Here is a 21,550-nt window from a genome sequence, read left to right as displayed (position 1 = left end):
ACTCGATAGGGTGATCATGGGAAGGGCGGGCGCCTTTTTCCGCGAGGGGCGGGCGATCAGTCCTCGTAGGGCGGCTTTGTGTAGCCCTTGGGAGATTCCGTGAAGATTTCGCAGCCGTCCGCCGTCACGCCGATCGAGTGCTCGAACTGGGCGGAGAGGGAACGGTCGCGGGTCACGGCGGTCCAGCCGTCGGGCAGGATCTTCACCGCGTATTTGCCGTCATTGATCATCGGCTCGATGGTGAAGAACATGCCTTCCTGCAATACCGGGCCGGTGCCTTTCTCGCCGTAATGCAGCACGCTCGGTGCGGCATGGAAGGTGCGGCCGAGGCCGTGGCCGCAGAAATCGCGGACAACGGAGCAGCGCTCGCCTTCGGCATAGCTCTGGATGGCATGGCCGATATCGCCGAGGGTCGCGCCCGGCTTCACCACGGCAATGCCGCGCATCAGGCTTTCATAGGTGATGTCCATCAGCCGGCGCGCCTTCACGCCGACCTTGCCGACGCCGAACATCCGGCTGGTATCGCCGTGCCAGCCATTCAAAATGACGGTGACGTCGATATTCAGGATATCGCCGTCCTCCAGCTTCCGGGGGCCGGGAATGCCATGGCAGACGACATGATTGATGGAGGTGCAGATCGACTTGGGAAAGCCCTTGTAGCCGAGCGGCGCAGGCGCGGCGCCGTGCTCCAGGATGAACTCGTGGCAGAGCCGGTCGAGCTCCTCGGTGGTCACGCCCGGCTGCACGTAGGGCGTCAGATAATCGAGGGTCTCGGCGGCAAGTTTCCCGGCCAGGCGCATGCCGACGAAATCGAGCGGGCCGTGCAGCTTGATGGCGCGGTAATTCTCATCCTGGGCGAGTGAAGGATCTTGCATGCTGTTCCAAGGTGCGCAGCGTCGGCCGTGCAATTTAGGTCAATGTATGAGGCATAAATGCGACCCGCGGGCGCGAGCGTCAAGTCAATCCGGCCCGGAAAGAGCTGTCAGGGCCAGACAATCGGCAGCGGGCGGCGCACGGAAACAGCCTCGGTGGTGATCTCGGTATCGTAACAGATCGCCTCGACGCCGGCCTTGCGGGCGACCCTCAAGGCCTCGGCATAACCGGGGTCGATATCTTCGGCGATGCAGAACCGGTCGCAATCCATGCGTTGCACCAGATAGACCATGACCGCCCGGTTGCCTCTTGCCACCTCGTTGCCGAGTTCGGCCAGATGCTTGGCCCCGCGCTTGGTCACCGCATCCGGAAATTCGGCCGCGCCCGGGTTTGGGCCATTGTCGCGCTTCAGGTGGACATTCTTCACTTCCGCGTAGCAGATGCCCTTTTCCGGATCCTCGAGATAAAGGTCGATCCGGGAGTTCTCGCCGTATTTGACCTCGCGCCGGAGGCGTTCATATCCGGCAAGCTCGGCGATGGTGCCATCCCGTACCGCCTCTTCGACGATGGCATTCGGATGGCCGGTATTGATGCCGACCAGACCGCCGGAAGTCTCTATCAGCTCGAAGGTGTAGGCGAGCTTGCGCTTCGGATTGTCGGATTTAGAGAGCCAGACCCGCGATCCCGGGTCCTTCAGGCCGATCATGCCGCCGGGATTGGGGCAATGGGCTGTCACTTCGGTTCCGTCCACCAGCCGGACATCGGCCAGGAAACGCTTGTAGCGCTGGATCAATATGCCCTCGTAGAGCGGCGACGGAAGTTGCATCGGGGCGTCCGTTGTTTCATGGTTCCGGGGCTCTAAATTCCTGATCCGTCATAGCAATCCCGGGCAATCATGTCAGACGAAACCGTCACAGCCGCCTTTCTTATCATCGGTAACGAAATCCTGTCCGGACGCACCAAGGACAAGAATTTGGGTTTCCTCGCCGAGAAACTGACCGAAACCGGTATCCGGCTCTCCGAAGTCCGGGTGGTGCGGGACGAGGAGGGAGAAATTGTCGCCGCCGTCCGGGCACTGTCGGACGCATATACCTATGTCTTCACCTCCGGCGGAATCGGCCCGACCCATGACGACATCACCTGCGCCTCCATCGCGGCGGCCTTCAACAAGCCGGTGATCCGAAACCCCGAGGCGATGCGGCGCATGGCGGCGCACTACAAAACCATCGGACGGGAATTCAACGAGGCCCGGAAGAAGATGGCGGAAACCCCGGAAGGGGCCACGCTGATCGACAATGCTGTCTCGATCGCACCGGGCTTCATCATCGGCAACGTGCATGTCATGGCCGGTGTGCCGAGCGTGTTCCAGGCGATGGTGCTGGAGCTGCTTCCTGTGCTGAAGCACGGCACCAAGATGCAATCCCGCTCCGTCAGCTGCACAATCGGTGAGGGAACGGTTGCCGCCGCGCTCGGTACGATCCAGGACCGCTTTCCGGATGTCGAGATCGGCAGCTACCCCTATTACCGGGCCGGCGGGTTCGGCACCACGCTGGTGGCACGCGGGACGGACGAGACTGTGCTGGAGGAGGTCGCCGAGGCGATCCGGCAGATGATAAGAGAGTTTGGCGGCGAGCCGTTCGAAGCACGCCCGGAAGACATGGAGGAAACAGAGAATGCCGGTTGATATCGGCCGCAAGGAACGGGGCACGGGTACCGTCGTCACGATTACCTGGGACAACAGCCAGAAACTGAACATCGTCAATTCGCTGGCAATCGAGGCGCTGACCGCCGCCGTCGCCGGGCTTGAGGAGGACGACACCGTCCGTGCCGTCATCCTGCGCGGCGCCGGGAAGAAGGCCTTTATCGGGGGCGCCGACATCAACGAGATGGCGGCCTGCGATGCGGACAGCGCGGAAGCCTTCATTTCCGGCCTGCACGGCCTGATGAAGGCGATCCGGGAATGCCGGGTGCCGGTAATCGCGGCCATCGACGGATATTGTCTCGGCGCCGGGATGGAAATCGCCGCGTCGTGCGATATCAGGATCGCCGGCGAGGACGCCAAGTTCGGCATGCCCGAGGTCAAGGTCGGCATCCCGTCGGTGATCGAGGCAGCCCTGCTGCCGCGGCTGATCGGCTGGGGCAAGGCCTCCTACCTGATCTATACCGGCACCACGATCGATGTGCGTACGGCCCGCGACTGGGGCTTCATCGAGCGCATGGTGACGTCGGACTCCCTGTTCGAGATCGCCGAGGACATGGCCGCCGACATTGCCAAGGCCGGCCCGGCAGCGATCCGCATCCAGAAGCAACTGCTCAAGGTCTGGGAGGAGGAGCCCCTGGAAGAAGCTATCGAGGCCGGTATCGAGGCCTTTGCCGCCGCCTACCAGACCGGTGAGCCGCAGGCCATGATGCAGGCCTTCCTGGCGAAGAAGAAAGGCGCGGCCTGAGCCATGGCACGCGGGCGGGGAGTGGCGATCCTGCTGGGCTTCTCGCTCGCCCTCGCGGCCGGATCTGCCTATCCGGCCGGGCCGCAGGTCGAGGGTGTCTGGGGCATTGTCGGGCCGGACGGGACGCCGAAATGCAGCGGCACCGCGGTCATGGTGTTCCATCAGGGGATCTATGTGCGTGTCCTGCCGAAGCACGGCACGCTCTCCGGCGTCCGCGTGCTGGAGATGGGACGGTCGAGCTACCGGGTATCCGGCGACCGGGTCGAGGTCGATCAGGTCCTGACCTGGTCCGCTCCGGAGCCGCGGCGTACCTATCTGATCAGGCGTGGCGCTGAACCGAAGATGGTTCGCGAGGGAGAGAGCCCGGTTTCCCTGAAGCTTTGTCCGTCACTAGATGCCAAACAGTTGATTCAATGACGAAACAGGGCGCATAATGTCTGGTGACGGAGGGGCTGGAGGAGCGTTCCATGGCTGATGAAATGTCCAGGGCCGACCCGCAACGCGGGCGCCACGCCGCCGTGAAGCATGTGTCCCATCCGGACATCGATTCAGACACTCGCGAGGAGTTTCTGGCCCTCTATACAGATGCGTCGGCGAACATCCGTTTCGCCAAGGCGCAGCAGTGGCACACGCTGATCTATTTCTCCGCCCTGTGCGTTGGCGTCGTCGCCGTCGGCGTCTGGTTGCGCTGGGGCGATGTCAGCCTGATCAAGTTCCTGTTCTACCTGGTCTGGCTGTTCAGCCTTGCGACCGTCGGCACCATCCTGATGCTGCAGAGCTGGCAGGGTTCCGAAGCCAAGAAACAGGCTTTCATGCGCGCGCATTTCGGCGAGATGACCCGCACGGCACTGGCGCAGAAGTCCCGTTTCACAAGCGATGTGCACCGCTACATCATGCTTGGCTTCATGCTGCTCTATGTGGAGATGGCAACCTTCGCCGTTGCCCGCATGCTCTGGCCGCATTTCTAGCGCGGATTTCTCCCTCCGTCATATTGGGCACGCTTCTTGCTGCGGGATGGTTCTCTGTCACCCAGCAAAGGAGCGCATTTGTGAAAGCTGTTACCTACAGAGATTCGGTGCCGGGCATCGCGACCTCGGCATCAGCCACAAAAGGCTGGCAAAAGCTTGATCTTACGAAGCTTTTTGAAGGCGAATTCCGGATGTTCCCGACCGGACTGTACAGCAGCCAGGCTGTGGCAGAGTCTGCCGGGGCGGAAAAAAACTCCCAGTTGGACGGGCACACCGAACCAGAAAGCGAGCTCGTCTGAACCGGACTTTGGAAATGAAAGAGGGCGCCGTCGGCGCCCTTTTTTGTTGATCCTGTTTTCCGCGAAGGCGGAAACGGTTTTTGCGCGAACGATCAGCTCACGCCGCGGGCCGCCTCTTCCAGCAATCCCGGATTGCTGACGATTCCCGTATCGCCCGGCAGATTGGCGAGCTGTTCGGCGACGCTGCCGGCCAGCGCCAGAGCATCCGCGCTGGAGAGATTGTCGTTCACGCTTTCGCCAAGTGCGGCCGCCTGACGGCTTTCACCGGTGACGGAGACTGACACGGCGCCGGCCGAACCTGGCGCTTGTCCAGGACCCTGCGCGTCTTCCGGCTTGCGGGTAGACGGCGCCTGCGTGCGGGCAATATTGGCAGAGGCAACGGTGCTTTTGACGTCCATGGGAGTCTCCCCTCGGCTTGTTAGCCTGTTTCAATGCGCACTCTAGCGAGCATGACGCTTCTTGTCACCCGCACACTGGAAGTTCAGTGTGCGGGGATTGCGCTGAGGAATGCTTCCGGAGTCGGTTGCGTCCGTCAGTCTTCCGAGTCTGTTCCTGACGCGTGGGGCGCCGGACGTACCGAATAATTGTCAGATGTCGCCGGAATTTGAAGATGCATAGAACAGCGTTGCAAATCATCGTTCTCATCGGGCTGATTGCGCATGTTCCCGCTGCGCGGGCTCAGGATCGATCTGCGTTCGGCTTTGTACCGCGGCAGATTCAGGGCCTTTGGGAGATCGTGGAAGTCGATTTCTCCGGCATCTCGGCTGTTGGGCCCGAAGAGGCGGGACGTTTCGTTGGCCGTCGCATCGAAATCGGCAACAGTCATCTCGATGCCATCGGTTATCGGTGCCGGATAGACCGCTACGAGGCGGAAATGATTGACAACAGGACCGGGTATTTCGGAGAGCGCTGGCTGTTTTCCAATGACCTGAAGTCTGCCGGCCTGCGCAAGGCGCCTGATTTCTACCCCGACTGGCTGAAGCTAGAGCTGAACTGTGCCGAGGATGATCGGCCGGCCGTTGCGGACGAAGATGCCGTCTTTTTCTGCATCGCCGGCAACCGGCTTGACGGAAAGGGCTTCGACTATTTCGGCAGCGATTTCCTGGTGACGAGTTGCGACGGGCCGAATTACATCCTGCGCCGCAGCTCCGACTAGGGTGGTGGCCCCGGAGGGACTCGAACCCTCACGTCTATCGACTCGCGATTTTAAGTCGCGTGCGTCTACCAGTTCCGCCACGGGGCCGCCGGTCAGCTGATCGCGGATACCTACAGGAACTCAGCTGCCCCGCCAAGATGCCATGCTGCCGGTAGCGGCCGGAAATATGCTTGCCTATCCGCGATTTATTTTCGTAACTACCCGGCGTCCTGACCATTCCGTGAGCAACGATTCACGGAACCAGTCGCAGTCCTGTCCGGTAGCGAAAATAATAGAACGATCAAGGGAGTCGAAACCATGAAACGCACTTTGCTCGGCGCCGTCGCGGCGCTGGCCCTTTCCTCCAGTCTGGCCATCGCCGATTATCCCGAGCGGGAAGTGCTCGGCGTGGTGATGTGGGGCGCCGGCGGCGCGACCGACACGGTGGCCCGTGCGGTCAATCCGGCTGCCGAGGAGGCGCTCGGAAAATCGATCGTCGTGCTGAACAAGTCCGGCGGTGCCGGCGCGATCTCGACGGCTTTCGTGAATGCGGCTCCGGCCGATGGTTACACGTTCCTCTACGGGGCGGAAAATCCGCAGCTGCATCCGGTCATGGGGGTTTCCAGCCTCGATTATTCCTCTTTCTACCCGATCAACATCCTTGGCCGCGGCGTTGCCGTGATCGCCGTTCCGGCGGCATCGAAATACCAGACGATGGCGGAGCTGCTGGCCGATATCAAAGCCAACCCGGGTGCCGTGAAAATGGGATCGACGGGACCGGGCGGCTTGCCGAGCACCATCAGTGCGCTGATCGCCAACGCCGCTGATTTCGACGTCACCGCAATTCCGTTTGGCGGCGAGGGACCCGGCCTGACCGCCATGCTTGGCGGCGAAGTCGACTTCATGCCGTCCGGCATTTCCGCTGCAGCCGAGCAGATCAAGGCCGGGAAGATGCGGGCGCTCGCGGTGGTGAACCCGACCTCCGTCGCCACGCTGCCGAACGTGCCGCCGATCACCGACGCGCTCCCGGCAATGCAGAAGTTTCTGCCGTGGGGCCCGTTCTATGGTGTCTTCGTGCGCCAGGATACACCGGCAGACGTCAAAGCCGTTCTTGAGAGCGCCTTCAAGAAAGCCGCTGACAGCGCGCCGTTCACCACGCTGATGGCCAATCGCGGCAATGTCGTGATGAATATCTCCGGCAGCGAGGCCGAGGCATTCCTGAAGAAGTGGCAGCAGGTCACGGTCTGGGCGCTGCAGGATACGGGAGCGGCCAAGGTCGACCCGGCAACGCTCGGCATCGCGCGGCCGTAAATGGCAGGCCCCGGGGACCGTCTCAGGACGGGCTCGGGGCTGCTATTCATCCCGATGAAGTTTCACCAAAGCAAGGGACCGGGCGAGGCGGTATTCTCGCTCGTTCTGGTCCTGTTCAGCGCGGCCGCATTCTGGCAGTCATACGGTATTTCGGGGTTCGGCGGCCTGACGAGTGCGGGCGTGTTTCCCATGCTGGCCTCTGCGGCCATGCTGATTTCCGCCTCTGTTGTCCTGTCCCGGGCCGTCCGATCCCGCCTGTCCGAAGGCGATATGGCGCCCGCTGAAAATCCGGGGGACGCACCGGGCGGCGTTCGCCCCGGCAAGGTGTTCACGCGCGATCTGGTGATCGTCGCTGCGCTGGTTGCCGGCTATGTCGCCGCGATGCCCTATATCGGCTTCGTGCCGGCCTCGGCGCTGTTCCTGTTCGCCGCCTTCTCCTATCTCTGGCGCAAAGGCTGGCTCGTCTCTCTGGCGGTCACGGTTCTCTCGGTTACCGTGATCTATGTCGTTTTCCGTCTCGGCTTCCAGGTTGTCCTGCCTGGCGGGACGTGGCTGCGGGGAGTTTTCTGAAACGATGGAAATGCTCTCCAACCTGTCGCTCTCGTGGCTCGATCCCTGGCTGATGTTCCTGACGGCTGCGGGGACCCTGGCAGGGATCTATGTCGGAGCGATCCCCGGTCTCTCCGTGACGATGGCAACCTCCATCCTGATCTCCTTCACGTTCAAATGGCCGGTGAATGACGCGCTGGCGCTGATCGCGGGTGTCTTCGTCGGCGGTGTCTATGGCGGCGCCCGGACGGCCATCCTGCTGAACATACCGGGCGCTCCGAGCGCGGTGGCGACGGCCATCGAGGGATATCCGATGGCCCTGCGCGGCGAGGCCGGGCAGGCGATCGGCCTGACCACCGTCATGTCGGTGCTTGGCGGTCTGATAGGCATCCTGGCGCTGGCCGTCTCTGCGCCGGCCATTGCGAACTTCGCCCTGATGTTCCAGTCGCGGGATTATCTCTTGCTCGGACTGATCGGTATTCTGCTGGTGGGGGCGCTGTCTGGCGAAAGTTTTGCGAAAGGCGTCTTCGCGGGCGCTCTCGGCGTGCTGATCGGCATGGTCGGACTGGACCCGATGACGGCAGAGCAGAGACTGACCTTCGGGTCCGTGCAGTTGATGGGCGGCATTCCCTATATTGCCGCCATGATCGGCTTTTTCGGCGTGGCCGAGGCGCTGGTGCAGCTCCACAATCTCTCGCTGCCGCCGATCCGGCAGAAGATCGGCAGCGTCATCCCGGGGCTGGCGGATATACGCCGCTATCTCGGTCTGGCACTACGCTCCTCGGGCATCGGAACAATCATCGGCGCCCTGCCCGGGACCGGCGGCGATATCGCGGCTCTGCTGGCCTACGATCATGCCAAGCGCTCGACGAAGAATCCGGACGTTCCGTTTGGCAAGGGGGCGAAGGAAGGGCTGGTGGCGCCGGAGACGGCGAATAACGCGGCGGTGGGCGGCGCTTTCATTCCCATGCTTACGCTGGGGATCCCGGGAGACGCGGTGACTGCGGTGATCATCGGCGCGTTGTTCATTCACGGCCTGAAGCCGGGTCCGCTGCTGCTGATCGAGACGCCGCACCTGTTCTGGTTCATCGTCGGCAATCTCACGCTGGCAAACCTGTTCCTGCTGATCTTCGGGCTGAGCGGCATCCGTGTCTTCACCAAGATCGTCGAATGTCCGAAGGCGATCCTGATCCCGCTGATCATCGTGCTCTCTGCGGTCGGAACCTATGCCATCCAGAACAATCCGGTCCACATCACCTGGATGCTGGGCTTCGGTATCGCCGGTTATTTCATGAAGGTCTTCGGCTTTCAGGTCGGGCCGGTGATTCTGGGGGTGATTCTCGGTCCAATGCTGGACAGCAATTACCGGCGAACCATGATCGGTGCGCGGCACGACATCGGCGAGTTCCTGTGGAACTTCGTCTCCAACCCGATAACGCTTGTTCTGACGGTTTCGTTCCTGCTGCTGCTGGTCTCGCAGACGCCGCTCTGGCAGCGCTGGGTGCGCGATCGATAGCGTGGGCGGACTGGATGACCGGGCTCCTCCGCCGCGCTTGGATAGTTCCTGTGCGGCGGAGGAGCAGGGATTCGGGCTTGCCTATTCGGCGGCCTTGGCGGCGCGGCCGGCATAGACCGGCAGACGCCATTCCGGATGCTTCTCCGTCTTGCCTTCACAGACATCGAAATAGGTCTGCTGCAGATTCTTCGTGATCGGGCCGATGGCGCCGGTACCGACGGGCAGGCGGTCGATCGAGAGGATCGGTGTCACTTCCCAGGCGGTGCCGCAGAAGAAGGCCTCGTCGGCGGCGGCCAGCTCGCTGCGGTCGATATCCCGTTCCACGACCTCGTACCCTGCCTCGCGCGCGAGCTGCAGGGCGGTCTCGCGGGTGATGCTCTCCAGAATGTCGCTGGAGGTATGCGGGGTGATGACCTGGTTTCCACGGACCATGAAGAAACACATGCCGGGGCCTTCGGAGACCTTGCCGCGGCTGTTCAGGAAGAGCGCGGTATCGTAGCCGTCGACCGTCGCCTGCACGGTGGCGAGCCGGCCGTTATTGTAGTTGGCATTGCATTTCACCCGCATCGGCATGGCGTTGTCCGGAATCCGCATCCAGGAGCTGACCTGCACGTTCACGCCATTCAGCACATTCCCCGAGCGCGGCCGCTCCAGCGCGGTGATGGCAAGGCCGACCGGGCCGCACGCCCCGGGGCCGCCCATGTCGGCGACATAGCAGGAGGCCATGATGTGAAGGTTGGTGCCCTTGAAGCCGTTGGCCTGGATCAGCTCAAGGGTCTTCTCGGTGACCAGGCCGGACGGGATGGCATCCGTGTACCGCATGAAACGCTGGGAGAAATCCAGCCGGTCCATGTGTTCGGCCATGCGGAAAAGGTAGAAATCCTCGTCGTCGGCATTCCAATAGGCGCGCAGGCCCTCGAACACGGTGGTGCCGAATTTGAAAGCCGCCGAGGCGACATGCACAGTGGCGTTTTCCCAGGCCACGATTTTGCCGTCAATGACGGCATATTTCGGCGTCGACATAGCCGGTTCCTTCCATCCTGATTTGGGTGGGAAGCGGGTCTGCCAACAGGCGCGGCGCGCGCATTGGTAGTCTGCCCCCGTGAATTGTTCTGGTGACAATCGGGTGTTTGTCGCAGCATGCACCCGATGCCATATTCCGAGCGTAGAGCGTCAGCGTGTCTGTCACAAGTGTGCACCGCTCCTCCGGAAAAAATCGGGAACAAGCCAATGTCGGGTGCAAACGAAGGCCAAGAATACAACATGCGGCTCGCCTATGTTGCGCTGTTCTGCGGCGGCATTATCGGCGCTCTTGCCTTTGGGATACGGTCCGGATTCGGGGTCTTCCTGCCACCAATCACTGCGGAGCTGGGAGTCGGGCGCGAAGTTTTCGCCTTTTCTCTGGCCATCCAGAACCTGATCTGGGGCGCGACACAGCCATTCGCAGGCGCCATTGCTGACCGTTACGGCCCGTTCCGGGCGATCTGCGGCGGCGCTATTGTCTATGCTGCCGGTACGGTCCTGATCGCCTTTTCCGCGACGCCGTCGATGCTGCACCTGAGCGCCGGTGTGCTGGTTGGAGCCGGGCTCGCCGGCACCTCTTTCGGCATCATTCTGGGGGCGGTCGGCCAGCTCTTCCCGCCGGAGCGGCGGTCCTGGGCGCTTGGCGTCACCGGTGCGTCAGGATCTCTGGGACAATTCCTTCTGGTCCCGGTGGCGGGCGGTCTTGTTGCCGGCTTCGGCTGGAAGGATGCGGCGCTGTTCATGGGGCTGGGATCGCTGGTCATGATACCGCTGGCCATCGCCTTCTGGCCGGTCAAGGGTACCAAGGCGAACCCGCTGCCATCCGGCCAGAGTCTCGGTCAGGCACTGCGCGAGGCGTTCGGCTACAGAAGCTTCTGGCTGCTGACCGGCGGGTTCTTTGTTTGCGGTTTCCAGGTTGCTTTCATCGCCGTTCACCTGCCGGCCTATGTCACCGATCTCGGGATGCCGGTCACGATCGGCGCCAACGCCCTAGCACTGGTGGGGCTTTTCAACGTGATCGGGTCCTACAGTGCGGGTGTTCTGGGCGGCAAGTATTCGAAAAAATACCTGCTGAGCATGCTTTATTTTGGCCGCTCGGTGGTGATCGTGTTCCTGCTGCTGATGCCGCCGAGCGAGTTGATGATCTACGCCTTCGCGTCGGCCATGGGACTGCTTTGGCTCAGCACGGTGCCGTTGACCTCCGGGCTTGTCGGGCAGATTTTCGGCATGCGTTATATGAGCATGCTGTTCGGGATTGTCTTTTTCAGCCACCAGATCGGTTCGTTCCTCGGCGTGTGGCTGGGCGGAATCACCTTCGACAAGACCGGTTCCTATGATCTGATCTGGTATATCTCGATCGCTCTCGCGCTCTTCGCCGGCTTTATCCATTGGCCGATCCGTGAAGAGGCCATCGTCCGGGCATCGGCTCCGGCGGGATGAGGGGGCAGGCCTAATAATCCTGCAGCAGCTGTTCGCCTTCGAGACGTAGTCTGTTCGCGATTTCAGGTCCCATGAGAAGCTCCGTCAGCCGGACCTGGGTGAAAAGCTGGCGTTCGGCCTCTTCAGGTGAAAGAGCCGCGGAATCACGCTTCCTGATTGCCGCCAGCAATATCTTCGACTGTTCGTTGACGCTCTGTTCGAGTTCGGCCAGACGGCTGCTCACATCCCGGTCGAGGCCGAGCTCGTGCGCGAACCTGTCCGAGATCCGCAGGGAGACGATCCGGTCTTCCAGTCCTTTCTGGGCCGAGATCTGCTCGCTCGCGCTTCCGGTGCTGCCGATGCTCGCCAGGTTCGAGGACGTGAGACCGTCCTGCGATTCCAGCACCTCGCGCCGGACAAGATCGCTCATTTCGGTCTTGGTGCGGGCCACCTGCCGGCTTTGCATCCGCGATCCGGAGGTTCCGATGGCGCTGGCGGCACCGAGCACATCCTTCACAAAGGCTTCGGTTTGCAGCGCGACATTCTTGCCGCTGGTCGCCGCGTGGATTTTTTCCTCGAGCCCCCGGATCTTCGCTTCTGCCTGGCTGACGATGGCGTCATTGGCGGTTTGCGTCACGGCGGAAACGTCGGCCAGGGTGCCGGCTTCCTCGGCGCGCTGCATGATCTCGACGATCATGGCCGGGTTTTTCAGGCGGGCAAGGATCACGAAGACGACGAATTCGGCATTTGCCGGCCTCTGTTTATGCACCGTATTCAACGCCGTGCAGATATGCTCGAGGTACGTGTTGGTGACGTGGCTGATACCGGACGTCGGCAACGCATTGCGCAGTTCCATGACCGGGACGGCAACTTCCAGAACGCCGATGATTTCTTTCAGGGCGGCATAGATAAATGGCTCGCCAAGGGAGTCAAGCAGGGCTGCCTTGGCGGCTTTGTCCCTTTCCGCCGCGGCAAAAACGCGATGAAGCTGGCCCGACGCATAGCGCCAGAACCCGGTACCGAATGCCAAAAGGGCGTCTTCATCTCTCTGGTTTATCGCATCCAGGTCGTGCTGGTAACGCTGCAGCCGCTCCGGGTCGGAATTCTCCTGCAGAAGCCTGTAGCAGGGCATGATGGCGCTGCGCGGTATCCGCCCGACCGGTTTGCGTGGCTCTCCGGTTGTATAGAGCAAATCAGCGAACGGTTCTGCGAATAACCGGACCAGCGTTGCCTGACGTTGCGGTTTCAGGATGGCGAGGCGGGGGCGCAGTTGCTGAAGGATCTTGGCAACCGCTGGCGCCTTGCTCTCATCCATTGATCTGCGCTCAAGTTGCGCGACCAGTTTGGTCAGATCCTCTTCCGGGATCCGGAAGAGCTGCCCTTCCAGATCGCCGAGCGGAATATCCTTGGGGCCCGTACTCATGTCTGACTACCCAAGGCTCCTGGCGAGGACCTGCTCCTGCCGTAACATCGTCTCGAGATTGATATCCCCCTGGCTCCTTTGTTCGTTTCGCGCTGCAAACAGGCTCAGTCGTTTGGCAAATTCCATCCAGCGGGGATGAGTGTTCGGCGGCACTTCATCGCGCGGCATGAGGGGAAGTCCGGACATAATCGTCGCGACGGTTTCGAGACGATGTTCGTGACTTTCACGCAGAGCGGTTTCCCACATCGAAAATATGGCGGGCCACCCGTCTTCCAGCCAGGGGATCTGGACGCTCAGCGCTTCCAGTCTCGGTTTGGCATTGCGCCAGTTCTTGATCGTGGCGCGCGGGTCGTGCGCGTAATCATCCGTTGTCTGGAACGCTTGGGACCATGATTTGACGGTCTCTTCGAGAACGTCGGCGATAAGCGTCGCCGGATGGTCTTCTGCCAAATCGCCGGTGCGCAACCAGTCAGCGTAAGATGTCAGGAAGTGGTGCGCATCCTCCAAAACCTTCCGGAAACGTCCGCGCGGCCGATGTTCCAGCACGCCGAGCGCGTCAAGGAGGTCCCCCCATTCCGTCATGACCCTAGAGAGGGTTTCTGGATCGATGTTTTCCGTGCGGGCAATCCGGCCCAGCAGATTCTGCACTTTCTGTTGGCCGGACGGCATGAGGAGTTCGGCGAGGCCAATATCCAGATCAACACCGAGAATGGATTTTACCAGATGCTGGGTCAGCGCGAGGCTGGTCCGGATCTGGTCTTCGGTCACGCGCGTGCTTGAATTGAAGGCCGCCTCGGCCGCGTCGTCGCCGGCCAGGCCGGTGGCTGCGGCGCGCAGAGCAGCCAGTCGCACCTCTTCCGGGGTCACTGTTTCAATGTAGTTAATATGCTCGTGCAGCACCCGGTCGTAGACCGTGAGCTTGAAGGTTTCGGGCACGGCGCTCCATCCGATGACATAAACGCCGCGTCCTCCGGACAGGCCGGAGATTACCAGTTCAAGTCTGCCGCGCTCATCGTTCCGGACGCGCGCCATGGCGACGCTTGGCGTTGTGAATGGAACCGCGACTCCCCGCTCCTTGAAGCTGGTGGGCCAGAAATGGGTCGCTGTTGTCGAGCTGTTCGCCATACTTGAATGCGGTTCCGTTACTAAGCTCCACCAGTCGCGCCGATTCCGGTGCGAGCATTACTCTTGGCGGATACTGATAGGGTTTTCAATGGAATTTCTTGGCTTTTCTGTATAAAACTCAAGAGTTTACAAATCGTTTGCGCCCTGTGACTTGCTGCTTACCGTGGAATCGATATTGGTCAGCATATCATTCAACTGCTCAAACCGGAGGGCGCCCCGGGCACCTTCAGCAAGACAACGCTCGAAAATATTTCGAGTGTGTATCAGCGCGGTGCAGCAATAGCCAAGCAACCAGTACCGATAGTGCGATGTGATCAAAAAATTTCGAAATGCGACCGGATCCCCATCATTGATGAATTTTTCATAACATGAATCAAAATCTTTGAATATCTGGTTAATGTTCCCGATAACGTTGAGTGTTTTTTTCAAAACCTGTTGCTTGAACATCTCCTGTTGCGGCAGGAAGGCGCGATGTTCGCGATGGTCTATGGGCGTGGATTTCTCGGATTTGAGCCATCTTATGACTTCGGCAATCAGGGGTTTGTTCTTCTCGAACTGATATTGATAGAACGATACCCCTTTCCAGGCGCTGAACACATTCGCGACTTCTTTGTTGTCGATCTTGAATGCTTGGATGAACAGGGCTGCTTCGGGAATGGTCGGATCCCAGATCGCATCGATGAATCGCTGTGTTTTGGAGGTTTCATCGGCATCGGCGCCAAGCGCCTTGTTGACGATCGGGCGAACCTTGTTCCGGATAACGGACTTGATGTTGTCTTCTTCTCCATCCTCCATCTGCAGGAACGCTGGGTTGCACTGGACCTTGTCCCGCTCGAATGCGGTTTTCAGCAGGAAGGGGTCAAGCGACGGCAGATCGTCGATCATCCTGAGCAACGCAAAATCGCGCGTCATCGCGTCCGTCATGCCGTCGTGCGCGATGCCGACATAACGTTGCAGCAACTCTTTGGCGTCTTTCTGCCGGAGATAGACGGCGTACCCGCCCAGTTGCGGCTCTTCTTCGTCGTTCGGGATATAGAGCGCTGTCTCGACCGGGCGATCGTCTGACAGGGCGGCCTCCTTGTTCGAGAAATTTGTCGCCGCGGTGTCGGACACTTCAACCTTGAAGTTCGGGTATTTGAAAATGATCACCCGATTCAGGCTGGGAATTTGGAAAAACGGCTCCTCGACCTCCTGTTCTCGGGTCAACCCGAGGATGTTCCATGTGACACTGGGAGGACCATAAAGGATCTGGTCCAGAATCGGAGAAAGCTTGCGCTTTATTCCCCGTTGTTCGTTATCCTGGTCCTGCGCCTGCATCTCAAACTCCTGAATGAGCCGAACAGGCTCATCTTCCCTGATTGTCACTCCGAATTGTGCCGGAATGGGGTCACAAAAGCCAGTTTCAGACTTGGCTGCCAAGTCTGAGTCCGTTCACAGGCCGGTCAGATGCTCGATCCACCCAGAACCCGGAAACGCTTGAGATAGGCCTGCTTTGCCGCGGTCGGCGAAAGCGGCTCTATCACGATGTTGCAGGCAACTCTCGGTTTGCCGAATATCTTGTTCGCTTCGGTGATGGAGAATCCGGCGAGCTGGGTGGCTTCGAGATAGGCTGCGATCTTATCGGCGCGCTTGATTTTCTTGGCGGTTTCGGCCGGAAGGGCCGCCGGCAGGCCGAAACGGATATGGACAGCTTCTTCCAGCCGCCGCTCGACGCTTTTGTAGTCCGATCCGATGACCGCCTTGAACGGGGTGATCATGTCGCCGACGACATATTCGGGAGCATCGTGCAGCAGCGCCGCGAGGCGCCATTTCAGGGCAAGGTCCGGGTAGAGCCTGTGGACGAGCGTTTCCACCAGGATGGAATGCTCGGCGACGGAGTAGGGCCAGCGGCCTTCGGTTTGTCCGTTCCATCGGGCAACGCGGGCGAGGCCGTGCGCAATGTCCTCGATCTCGACATCGAGGGGAGAGGGATCAAGAAGATCGAGCCTGCGTCCGCTGAGCATGCGTTGCCAGGCGCGCGCGGGCGGTATTGAAATGGCAGTTTTCACGTCGGCAGTCCCTTTCTTCGTGACCGGCGGCGTCTCAGATAGACGAGAATTGTGAAACCGATCAAGGGCGGGGCGGCACAGGCGAGCACCCGGTTGGCAATCATGATGCTGCCGGATTGGAAGCGCTCCAGCCGCATGATTGTCAGGCAGCGATCCTGTGCCTCCTGGTCGCGATACCTGGCCTTGCAGGTCTGTTCGCGAAGCACGTAATTCCGCTCAACCGGTGCAAGGTCCTGTTCCCATTGGTTCAGGAAGAACGCGGCAAGCGGGAGCATCCAGATCAATGCAGGGACGATCCAGAGCAGGGAAATTCGGCCGTTTTTTGCCGAAGATTGGGCCATTCATTAATCCAAGTTAACTAGATTTCATAAAAATCAATACGTTAAAAGATTTTGTTCATGGTTCTTTTTGCTTCTGATACAGTTTTCAGAATAATGCGCACAATAAATACGGAGATATGCTGTGCATCTGAAGCCTTTTGCCAAGACCGCTCTGGCTGTCGCCGTGATGACCACATGTGTCTCCATTTTTTCAGACGTTGCCCGTGCCTACGACCCGCGAGCGATGACCGGGCCGGGATTTGTTGCCCTGGCATCCGGCCGGATGATTTCGGGTTGGCTGACCAAGGGCAACCGTGTCTTTTACTTCACCCTGGAAAAAGGCAAGGTCTATTCGATGCGGGTTCCGGCGCAGAACGGTTTTCCGGAAGTGCATGAGACCGGGACCGTGCGGCCGACCAAGGAACATTATTGCCTGACGCCCTATGGCGGGGCCAGCGAGAGATGCCTGCGGGTCAGACTGCTGGATAACAACGAGTTCGAAAGCACGGATGATTCCGGAAATCGGATTTCCCGTTGGTGGATGGCACAGCAGTAGTTCCGCGCCCGACGAACAGGCGCGCTTGACGTCCTGTTGCGGGCGTTCCAATTTGCGGGAGGTATATTTCCACCCGCCTGGATACCCAGATGACCGCCGAAATGCATGCCGCGCCGCCGGAAGGCGGCTTTCTCGCCGACTTCAAGGTCATCGGCCTGATCGGCGTCGCGCATTTTTTCAGTCACCTTTTCATACTGCTTCTGCCGCCGCTGTTCCTGACGCTTCGCGAGCAGTTCGGCGTCAGCTTCCTTGAGCTTGGTCTGATCATGACCGTGTTCAGCGGCGCAACGGCGAGCACGCAGCTTCCGTTCGGCTATCTGGTGGACCGGTTCGGAGCGCGCTGGATTTTGATCGGCGGCCTCGCTGCCGAATCTCTGGCCTTCGTGATGATCGGGTTCGGGGACGGTTTCTGGAGTCTGCTGGCGATGATGGCGGTCGCCGGCATCGCGAACGGGGTTTATCACCCGGCCGACTATGCCATCCTGTCCGCATCCGTCTCGGGACCGCGCATGGGCCGTGCTTTCAGCCTGCATACTTTCGCCGGATTTGCCGGCTTCGCTGTCGCTCCACCGCTGGTCATCTTTCTGAGCGAGGTCATCGGCTGGCGTATGGCCCTTGTCGGTTTCGGCCTTGCCGGTCTCGCGACCGCAGCCGTTCTGCTGGTATTCGCCGGCAGTTTGCACAACAAGCAGAAGGTCTCGGCAGAACAGGCAAAGCCGGCCGACGGCTCAAGCCGGGCGTTGCTGTTCTCGTTCCCGATCCTGATGTGCCTTGGTTTTTACATCATGACGGCGCTCGGATCGGGCGGACTCAACAACTTCCTCGTCTCCGCCCTGAACCTGCTGCACGGGACGGCCATCCCGATCGCCACCGGGGCGCTGACCGGTTATCTCGTTGGAACCACCGCCGGCATCCTCTTCGGCGGTTACCTGGCGGACAAGACATCAAATCACAATGTGATTGCCGCCTTCTGCTTTCTGGCGACTGCGGTGATGATTTCCATCGTTGCCCTTGTCGACATGCCCGAGCCTCTGCTGCTGGCATCCCTGACCCTGCAGGGCGTTTTGCATGGCATGATCATGCCGTCGCGGGACATGATCGTGCGCTCGGTCACGCCCGACGGTCAGTACGGCAAGGTCTTCGGGTTTGTCACCACGGGGTTCAGCATCGGCGGGATCATTGCGCCGATGATCTTCGGTTTCATTCTCGACAAGGATCAGCCTGCCCTGGTGTTCTATGCCATCGCCGGGTTCATGTTCCTTTCGATGTTCACCGTTTTCACATCGGTGCGCTGGCGGGGGCTTCGCTCGGCGTAACCTGCCTGATCCGGACCTCCCTCAGCCAGATATAGAGCCCGGCACCGACGATCAGGGTGGCGCCGATGCTGGTCCAGAAATCCGGCAGGCTGTTGAACACGGCCCAGCCCAGCAGCGTTGCCCAGAGCATCTGGATATACTGGAACGGCGCCAGCAATGATTCGGCGGCACAGCGATAGGCATGCACCAGGCAAAACTCGGCCAGCAGGGCGAGCAGGCCGATCAGCACCAGAATCCCCCAGCTTGAGCCGGAGGTGACAGGCCAGGTGCCGGCAAAGGGCAGCAGTGCCGCCGACCCGGCCACGCCAGTGGCGGCTGTCAGGAACAGGGTGGCGAGCACCGGTGTTTCATTCCCGGCGTGCCGGGTCATCAGTGAGAAGGCAGAGAAACAGAAGGCCGTGCCGAGGACCATGAGATGGGCCATGGTTAGAGCCTGCAGGCCGGGGCGCAGGATGATCAGCACGCCAAGGAAGCCGACGGCGACCGCACTCCAGCGCCGGATGCCGACAGGCTCCTTCAGGATTAGCGCGGACAACCCGACGGTCAGTATCGGCGCCAGGAAACTGATGGCCGCGGCCTCCGCGAGTGGCAGACTGGCGATGGCGCCGAAGAACAGAACGGTCGCCAGAAACAGAAAGCAGCCGCGGATGACCAGGAATCCCAGTTTCCCACCCCGGAGGACCGCCCTGATACCGACAAACGGAATGAACACCAGCAGCAGCGTCAGATGCGCTGCGTAGCGGATAAGGGTGATGTGCTCGATCGCAAAGGTCTGGGCGCTATGCTTTACCAGCGCATCCATTCCGGAAAACACCGTGAAGCCGGCAACGATAAGGCAGATGCCGAGGGCAGGGCGGTGTTGCTGAGCGCCTGACATGGTCTTTTCCGTTTTCAGTCTTTTTCGAGGTTAAGGCCGTGCCGGGCGGTTCGCCTTGATCTGCCGCTCCCGGACCCAGACATACAGCCCGGCGGCCACGATCAGAGCGGCGCCCGCGAAGGTCCAGATGTCGGGCAGATCGCCGAAAATCGCATATCCGTAAATCGTCGCCCAGATGATGACGGTATATTGGAACGGCGCCAGCAGGGAGGCGCTGGCGTAACGGAAGCTGAAGATCAGGACCTGGTGCGAGATCCCGCCGACGACGCCGATCACCATCAGGAATCCCCACTCATGGAGTGTCGGTGTTTCCCAGAAGAACCCGACCATGATGCCGGTGCCGACTGTTCCGACCAGTGCGCTGTGAAACAACATGGCCACCGGATCTTCGGTGCGATTGAGGGCCCGTGTCAGGAGGCCGAAAACACTGAACATCGCGGCCATGGCGAGGACCAGGAAATAGGCCCAGTGGATCTCGCTGAAGCCCGGACGCAGAACGATCAGGACGCCGGCAAAGCCGATCACCACAGCCGACCAGCGCCGGATGCCGACCTTCTCCCGCAGCACGAAGGCGGAAAGGGCGACGGTGATCAGAGGGGCGACGAAAACGATGGCATTCGCGTCCGTCAGCGGGATCAGCGAAATCGCGGTGAAGAAGCAGGTTGTGCAGCCGAGCAGCAGCAGCCCCCGGATGGTCACCTTGACCGGATCCTTGACCCGAAATGTCCGGCGAACCCCGAGCAGCGGGAGCATCACCACCATCGCGGCAAAATGAAAGAAATACCGGCCCCAGATGACCATTTCGACACGGATGGTCTCGGACGTGTATTTCGCCAGCGCATCCATAGTCGCAAACATGGAGATCGCAACGAGGATCAGCCCGATGGCGCGGGCAGGGTTGTTGAGCCCGCCATCGTCGGCGGCTGCGAAGGTATTTTCTTGATTCATGGAAAGGGCCCGCGTCGCGCATGTCGGAAGCGCGCCGGATGCTTAGCCTGTCCGGGCTGGCTAAGCAATCATTCCCGGTGCAAGCTGTTTGGACGCTTTAGCGCGCGATCCGGACAGCCTGGCAGAACTGGCGCTTGGCCTTGAGGGCGCTGCAGGCATTGAGGGCATCCGCCCGGGTCTTTAAGGCCGCGCCGACCAGCCGGACGAAAGTGCCGCGTCCGTCACCGGCATCAAACTCGATGGTCTTGAGGCTCAGGTCCTTCAACTCGTTCGGATAGCGCTTTTCGAGGGCGGACCACCCGCGCCGGGCACCCTGCATGGTTCTGTAGGATTCCAGATGGATGCCGAATTTTCCGTCCGGTACCGCCATATTGTCTTTCTGAGCGCCCTGATCGTCCGTTTTTGCGCCGGCTTTCATTCCCGGCGCTTCTTTCGGGGCCATGGTCTTGTCCTCGGACATGGTCTCCAGTTTGCCGACCACTGCCTCGAGCCGGGAGATCAGCATCAGCAGCCGGCTGTCGTCGGATGCGTCATGCATCTCTTTCGGCGCTTCCATCTTGGCGCCGGGTTTTGCCATGGCCGCATGTGTATCGGTGGCAGGGGCAACCATGTCCGTCATCTTCACCGGCTGGTCGACCGTGACCGGCATCTCCGCAGTCCGGTTCTCGGCCAGGGAAACGGACATCAGCTCTTTGCGGGAGCGGGAGTTCGAGAAGGTCCGCTCGCGGAGCACGTAATTCTGCGCCACCGGGGCGTAATAGAGACTGGTATCGACATTCTTGCGCTTGCAGTCGATCCGGAAGGTGGTGAAGGTCCCGGCGGGCACCGTCACATCTTCCTGACCGGCAACAACGCAGCGCACTTCATCTTCCCAGCCAGCCGGGACCTTTTCGCTGCTGCCGCGAACGCCGTAGGCGACGATATTGCCTTCCTGAAGCGGAAACAGCGTACCGGGATTGCCGATGATGTTCTGGCGGCCGCGCCCGAGCTCGGGATGGGACGACCAGGAAAGCTGCGGCGTGATCAATTCGTTCGTGGTGGTCCAGATCAGGCCCGAATCGTTTGTCCAGGTCACCCGGTCCGGCGTGACGCCGACCACCTGTTCCTGCACGACGTTGCCGTCGTCATTGAATACATAGGTGTCACCGGGCTGGTACAGCGGCTGCGGTGCCGGCGGGAGCTGGGCCAGCGGGGCCTTGGCGGGAAGCGTGTCGTTCCGGCTGAAGAGATCGAGGTCCGGCATCTCGAACGAACAGGCGGAGAGCGCGCCGGCCAGAACAACAGGAACAAAGCGTCGGAACATATGCCGCATCGCAATAAATCGCCGCCGAATGAAGGGGTGGAACCCCGGGTCAATAACTTGAAAAATATCCAATATCTTGGCGTTAGTGTCAACC

Annotated in this window: 24 protein-coding genes and 1 tRNA gene; 12 read left to right on the top strand and 13 right to left on the bottom strand. The window is 60.8% G+C overall.

Going from position 1 to position 21,550, the window contains the following annotated elements; translation table 11 throughout:
• Nucleotides 1–56 precede the first annotated feature (56 nt).
• The gene (gene map / locus RH950_RS14705) at nucleotides 57–875 is read right to left on the bottom strand and encodes a type I methionyl aminopeptidase (protein WP_350058028.1); all 819 of its coding nucleotides are present in this window, start codon (nucleotides 873–875) and stop codon (nucleotides 57–59) included.
• 107 nt (nucleotides 876–982) lie between these two features.
• Nucleotides 983–1,699: a DNA/RNA nuclease SfsA gene (gene sfsA, locus RH950_RS14700; RefSeq protein ID WP_350058026.1), complete on the bottom strand. Its 717-nt coding sequence runs from the start codon at nucleotides 1,697–1,699 to the stop codon at nucleotides 983–985.
• A gap of 69 nt (nucleotides 1,700–1,768) precedes the next feature.
• On the opposite strand from sfsA, the gene RH950_RS14695 reads away from it, so the two are divergent.
• From RH950_RS14695 to RH950_RS14675, 5 genes are all read left to right on the top strand, one after another.
• Nucleotides 1,769–2,557, top strand: a complete 789-nt coding sequence (locus RH950_RS14695; protein WP_350058024.1) for a competence/damage-inducible protein A — start codon at nucleotides 1,769–1,771, stop codon at nucleotides 2,555–2,557.
• A complete protein-coding gene (locus RH950_RS14690; protein WP_350058022.1) occupies nucleotides 2,547–3,320 on the top strand; it encodes an enoyl-CoA hydratase in 774 nt (257 codons plus the stop codon). Before RH950_RS14695 ends, RH950_RS14690 begins: the two co-directional genes overlap by 11 nt.
• 3 nt (nucleotides 3,321–3,323) lie before the next feature.
• Nucleotides 3,324–3,737, top strand: a complete 414-nt coding sequence (locus RH950_RS14685) for a hypothetical protein (RefSeq protein WP_350058020.1) — start codon at nucleotides 3,324–3,326, stop codon at nucleotides 3,735–3,737.
• Between the two features lie 50 nt (nucleotides 3,738–3,787).
• Nucleotides 3,788–4,288: a hypothetical protein gene (locus RH950_RS14680; protein ID WP_350058018.1), complete on the top strand. Its 501-nt coding sequence runs from the start codon at nucleotides 3,788–3,790 to the stop codon at nucleotides 4,286–4,288.
• Between the two features lie 80 nt (nucleotides 4,289–4,368).
• On the top strand, nucleotides 4,369–4,587 hold the full coding sequence (locus RH950_RS14675; protein ID WP_350058016.1) for a hypothetical protein: 219 nt from the start codon (nucleotides 4,369–4,371) through the stop codon (nucleotides 4,585–4,587).
• A 92-nt stretch (nucleotides 4,588–4,679) separates the two neighbouring features.
• Here the strand turns inward: RH950_RS14675 and RH950_RS14670 are convergent, their stop codons facing one another.
• Complete coding sequence (locus tag RH950_RS14670) at nucleotides 4,680–4,985, bottom strand: hypothetical protein (RefSeq protein WP_350058014.1); 306 nt, start codon at nucleotides 4,983–4,985, stop codon at nucleotides 4,680–4,682.
• A 212-nt stretch (nucleotides 4,986–5,197) separates the two neighbouring features.
• On the opposite strand from RH950_RS14670, the gene RH950_RS14665 reads away from it, so the two are divergent.
• The gene (locus RH950_RS14665) at nucleotides 5,198–5,743 is read left to right on the top strand and encodes a hypothetical protein (RefSeq protein ID WP_350058012.1); all 546 of its coding nucleotides are present in this window, start codon (nucleotides 5,198–5,200) and stop codon (nucleotides 5,741–5,743) included.
• Between the two features lie 2 nt (nucleotides 5,744–5,745).
• Here the strand turns inward: RH950_RS14665 and RH950_RS14660 are convergent.
• Nucleotides 5,746–5,830, bottom strand: a tRNA-Leu gene (locus RH950_RS14660).
• A gap of 210 nt (nucleotides 5,831–6,040) precedes the next feature.
• Between RH950_RS14660 and RH950_RS14655 the strand changes: the two genes are divergently transcribed.
• The 3 genes from RH950_RS14655 to RH950_RS14645 are packed head-to-tail and all read left to right on the top strand — an operon-like array spanning nucleotide 6,041 to nucleotide 9,098.
• Complete coding sequence (locus RH950_RS14655) at nucleotides 6,041–7,033, top strand: tripartite tricarboxylate transporter substrate binding protein (protein ID WP_350058010.1); 993 nt, start codon at nucleotides 6,041–6,043, stop codon at nucleotides 7,031–7,033.
• Between the two features lie 54 nt (nucleotides 7,034–7,087).
• Nucleotides 7,088–7,603 carry a tripartite tricarboxylate transporter TctB family protein gene (locus RH950_RS14650; RefSeq protein WP_350058008.1) on the top strand — a complete coding sequence of 172 codons (516 nt, stop codon included), beginning with the start codon at nucleotides 7,088–7,090 and terminating at the stop codon, nucleotides 7,601–7,603.
• 4 nt (nucleotides 7,604–7,607) lie between these two features.
• Nucleotides 7,608–9,098 (top strand): tripartite tricarboxylate transporter permease, encoded by a 1,491-nt coding sequence (locus RH950_RS14645; protein ID WP_350058006.1) that lies wholly within the window; start codon nucleotides 7,608–7,610, stop codon nucleotides 9,096–9,098.
• Nucleotides 9,099–9,179: 81 nt separating this feature from the next.
• Here RH950_RS14645 and RH950_RS14640 read toward each other — a convergent pair whose 3' ends face one another.
• A complete protein-coding gene (locus RH950_RS14640; RefSeq protein WP_350058004.1) occupies nucleotides 9,180–10,121 on the bottom strand; it encodes a branched-chain amino acid transaminase in 942 nt (313 codons plus the stop codon).
• 207 nt (nucleotides 10,122–10,328) lie between these two features.
• Here RH950_RS14640 and RH950_RS14635 point away from each other — a divergent pair, with 207 nt between their 5' ends.
• Nucleotides 10,329–11,561, top strand: a complete 1,233-nt coding sequence (locus RH950_RS14635; RefSeq protein WP_350058002.1) for an MFS transporter — start codon at nucleotides 10,329–10,331, stop codon at nucleotides 11,559–11,561.
• A gap of 10 nt (nucleotides 11,562–11,571) precedes the next feature.
• Here the strand turns inward: RH950_RS14635 and RH950_RS14630 are convergent, their stop codons facing one another.
• From RH950_RS14630 to RH950_RS14610, 5 genes are all read right to left on the bottom strand, one after another.
• Nucleotides 11,572–12,963 (bottom strand): hypothetical protein, encoded by a 1,392-nt coding sequence (locus RH950_RS14630; RefSeq protein WP_350058000.1) that lies wholly within the window; start codon nucleotides 12,961–12,963, stop codon nucleotides 11,572–11,574.
• 6 nt (nucleotides 12,964–12,969) lie between these two features.
• Nucleotides 12,970–14,088 (bottom strand): hypothetical protein, encoded by a 1,119-nt coding sequence (locus RH950_RS14625; RefSeq protein ID WP_350057998.1) that lies wholly within the window; start codon nucleotides 14,086–14,088, stop codon nucleotides 12,970–12,972.
• 126 nt (nucleotides 14,089–14,214) lie between these two features.
• Entirely contained in the window at nucleotides 14,215–15,507 is a 1,293-nt protein-coding gene (locus tag RH950_RS14620) for a hypothetical protein (protein WP_350057996.1), read from the bottom strand.
• A 23-nt stretch (nucleotides 15,508–15,530) separates the two neighbouring features.
• Nucleotides 15,531–16,136, bottom strand: a complete 606-nt coding sequence (locus RH950_RS14615; RefSeq protein ID WP_350057994.1) for a YfbR-like 5'-deoxynucleotidase — start codon at nucleotides 16,134–16,136, stop codon at nucleotides 15,531–15,533.
• A complete protein-coding gene (locus RH950_RS14610) occupies nucleotides 16,133–16,477 on the bottom strand; it encodes a hypothetical protein (RefSeq protein WP_350057992.1) in 345 nt (114 codons plus the stop codon). The genes RH950_RS14615 and RH950_RS14610 overlap by 4 nt, the downstream gene beginning before the upstream one ends.
• A 121-nt stretch (nucleotides 16,478–16,598) precedes the next feature.
• Between RH950_RS14610 and RH950_RS14605 the strand changes: the two genes are divergently transcribed.
• Both RH950_RS14605 and RH950_RS14600 read left to right on the top strand, forming a co-directional pair.
• The gene (locus RH950_RS14605; protein WP_350057990.1) at nucleotides 16,599–17,012 is read left to right on the top strand and encodes a hypothetical protein; all 414 of its coding nucleotides are present in this window, start codon (nucleotides 16,599–16,601) and stop codon (nucleotides 17,010–17,012) included.
• 89 nt (nucleotides 17,013–17,101) lie between these two features.
• A complete protein-coding gene (locus RH950_RS14600; RefSeq protein ID WP_350057988.1) occupies nucleotides 17,102–18,328 on the top strand; it encodes an MFS transporter in 1,227 nt (408 codons plus the stop codon).
• Here the strand turns inward: RH950_RS14600 and RH950_RS14595 are convergent.
• The 3 genes from RH950_RS14595 to RH950_RS14585 form a co-directional block, all read right to left on the bottom strand.
• Nucleotides 18,291–19,205: a DMT family transporter gene (locus RH950_RS14595; protein ID WP_350057987.1), complete on the bottom strand. Its 915-nt coding sequence runs from the start codon at nucleotides 19,203–19,205 to the stop codon at nucleotides 18,291–18,293. The genes RH950_RS14600 and RH950_RS14595 overlap by 38 nt on opposite strands.
• A 30-nt stretch (nucleotides 19,206–19,235) precedes the next feature.
• Nucleotides 19,236–20,153 (bottom strand): DMT family transporter, encoded by a 918-nt coding sequence (locus tag RH950_RS14590; RefSeq protein ID WP_350057986.1) that lies wholly within the window; start codon nucleotides 20,151–20,153, stop codon nucleotides 19,236–19,238.
• A 97-nt stretch (nucleotides 20,154–20,250) separates the two neighbouring features.
• A complete protein-coding gene (locus RH950_RS14585; protein ID WP_350057984.1) occupies nucleotides 20,251–21,456 on the bottom strand; it encodes a hypothetical protein in 1,206 nt (401 codons plus the stop codon).
• Between the last annotated feature and the right edge of the window lie 94 nt (nucleotides 21,457–21,550).

The organism is Nisaea sp., from assembly GCF_040217065.1.
Taxonomy (GTDB): domain Bacteria; phylum Pseudomonadota; class Alphaproteobacteria; order Thalassobaculales; family Thalassobaculaceae; genus Nisaea.
Note: the sequence above shows the minus strand (reverse complement) of the source record. Positions and strands in the feature narration are given on the sequence as shown.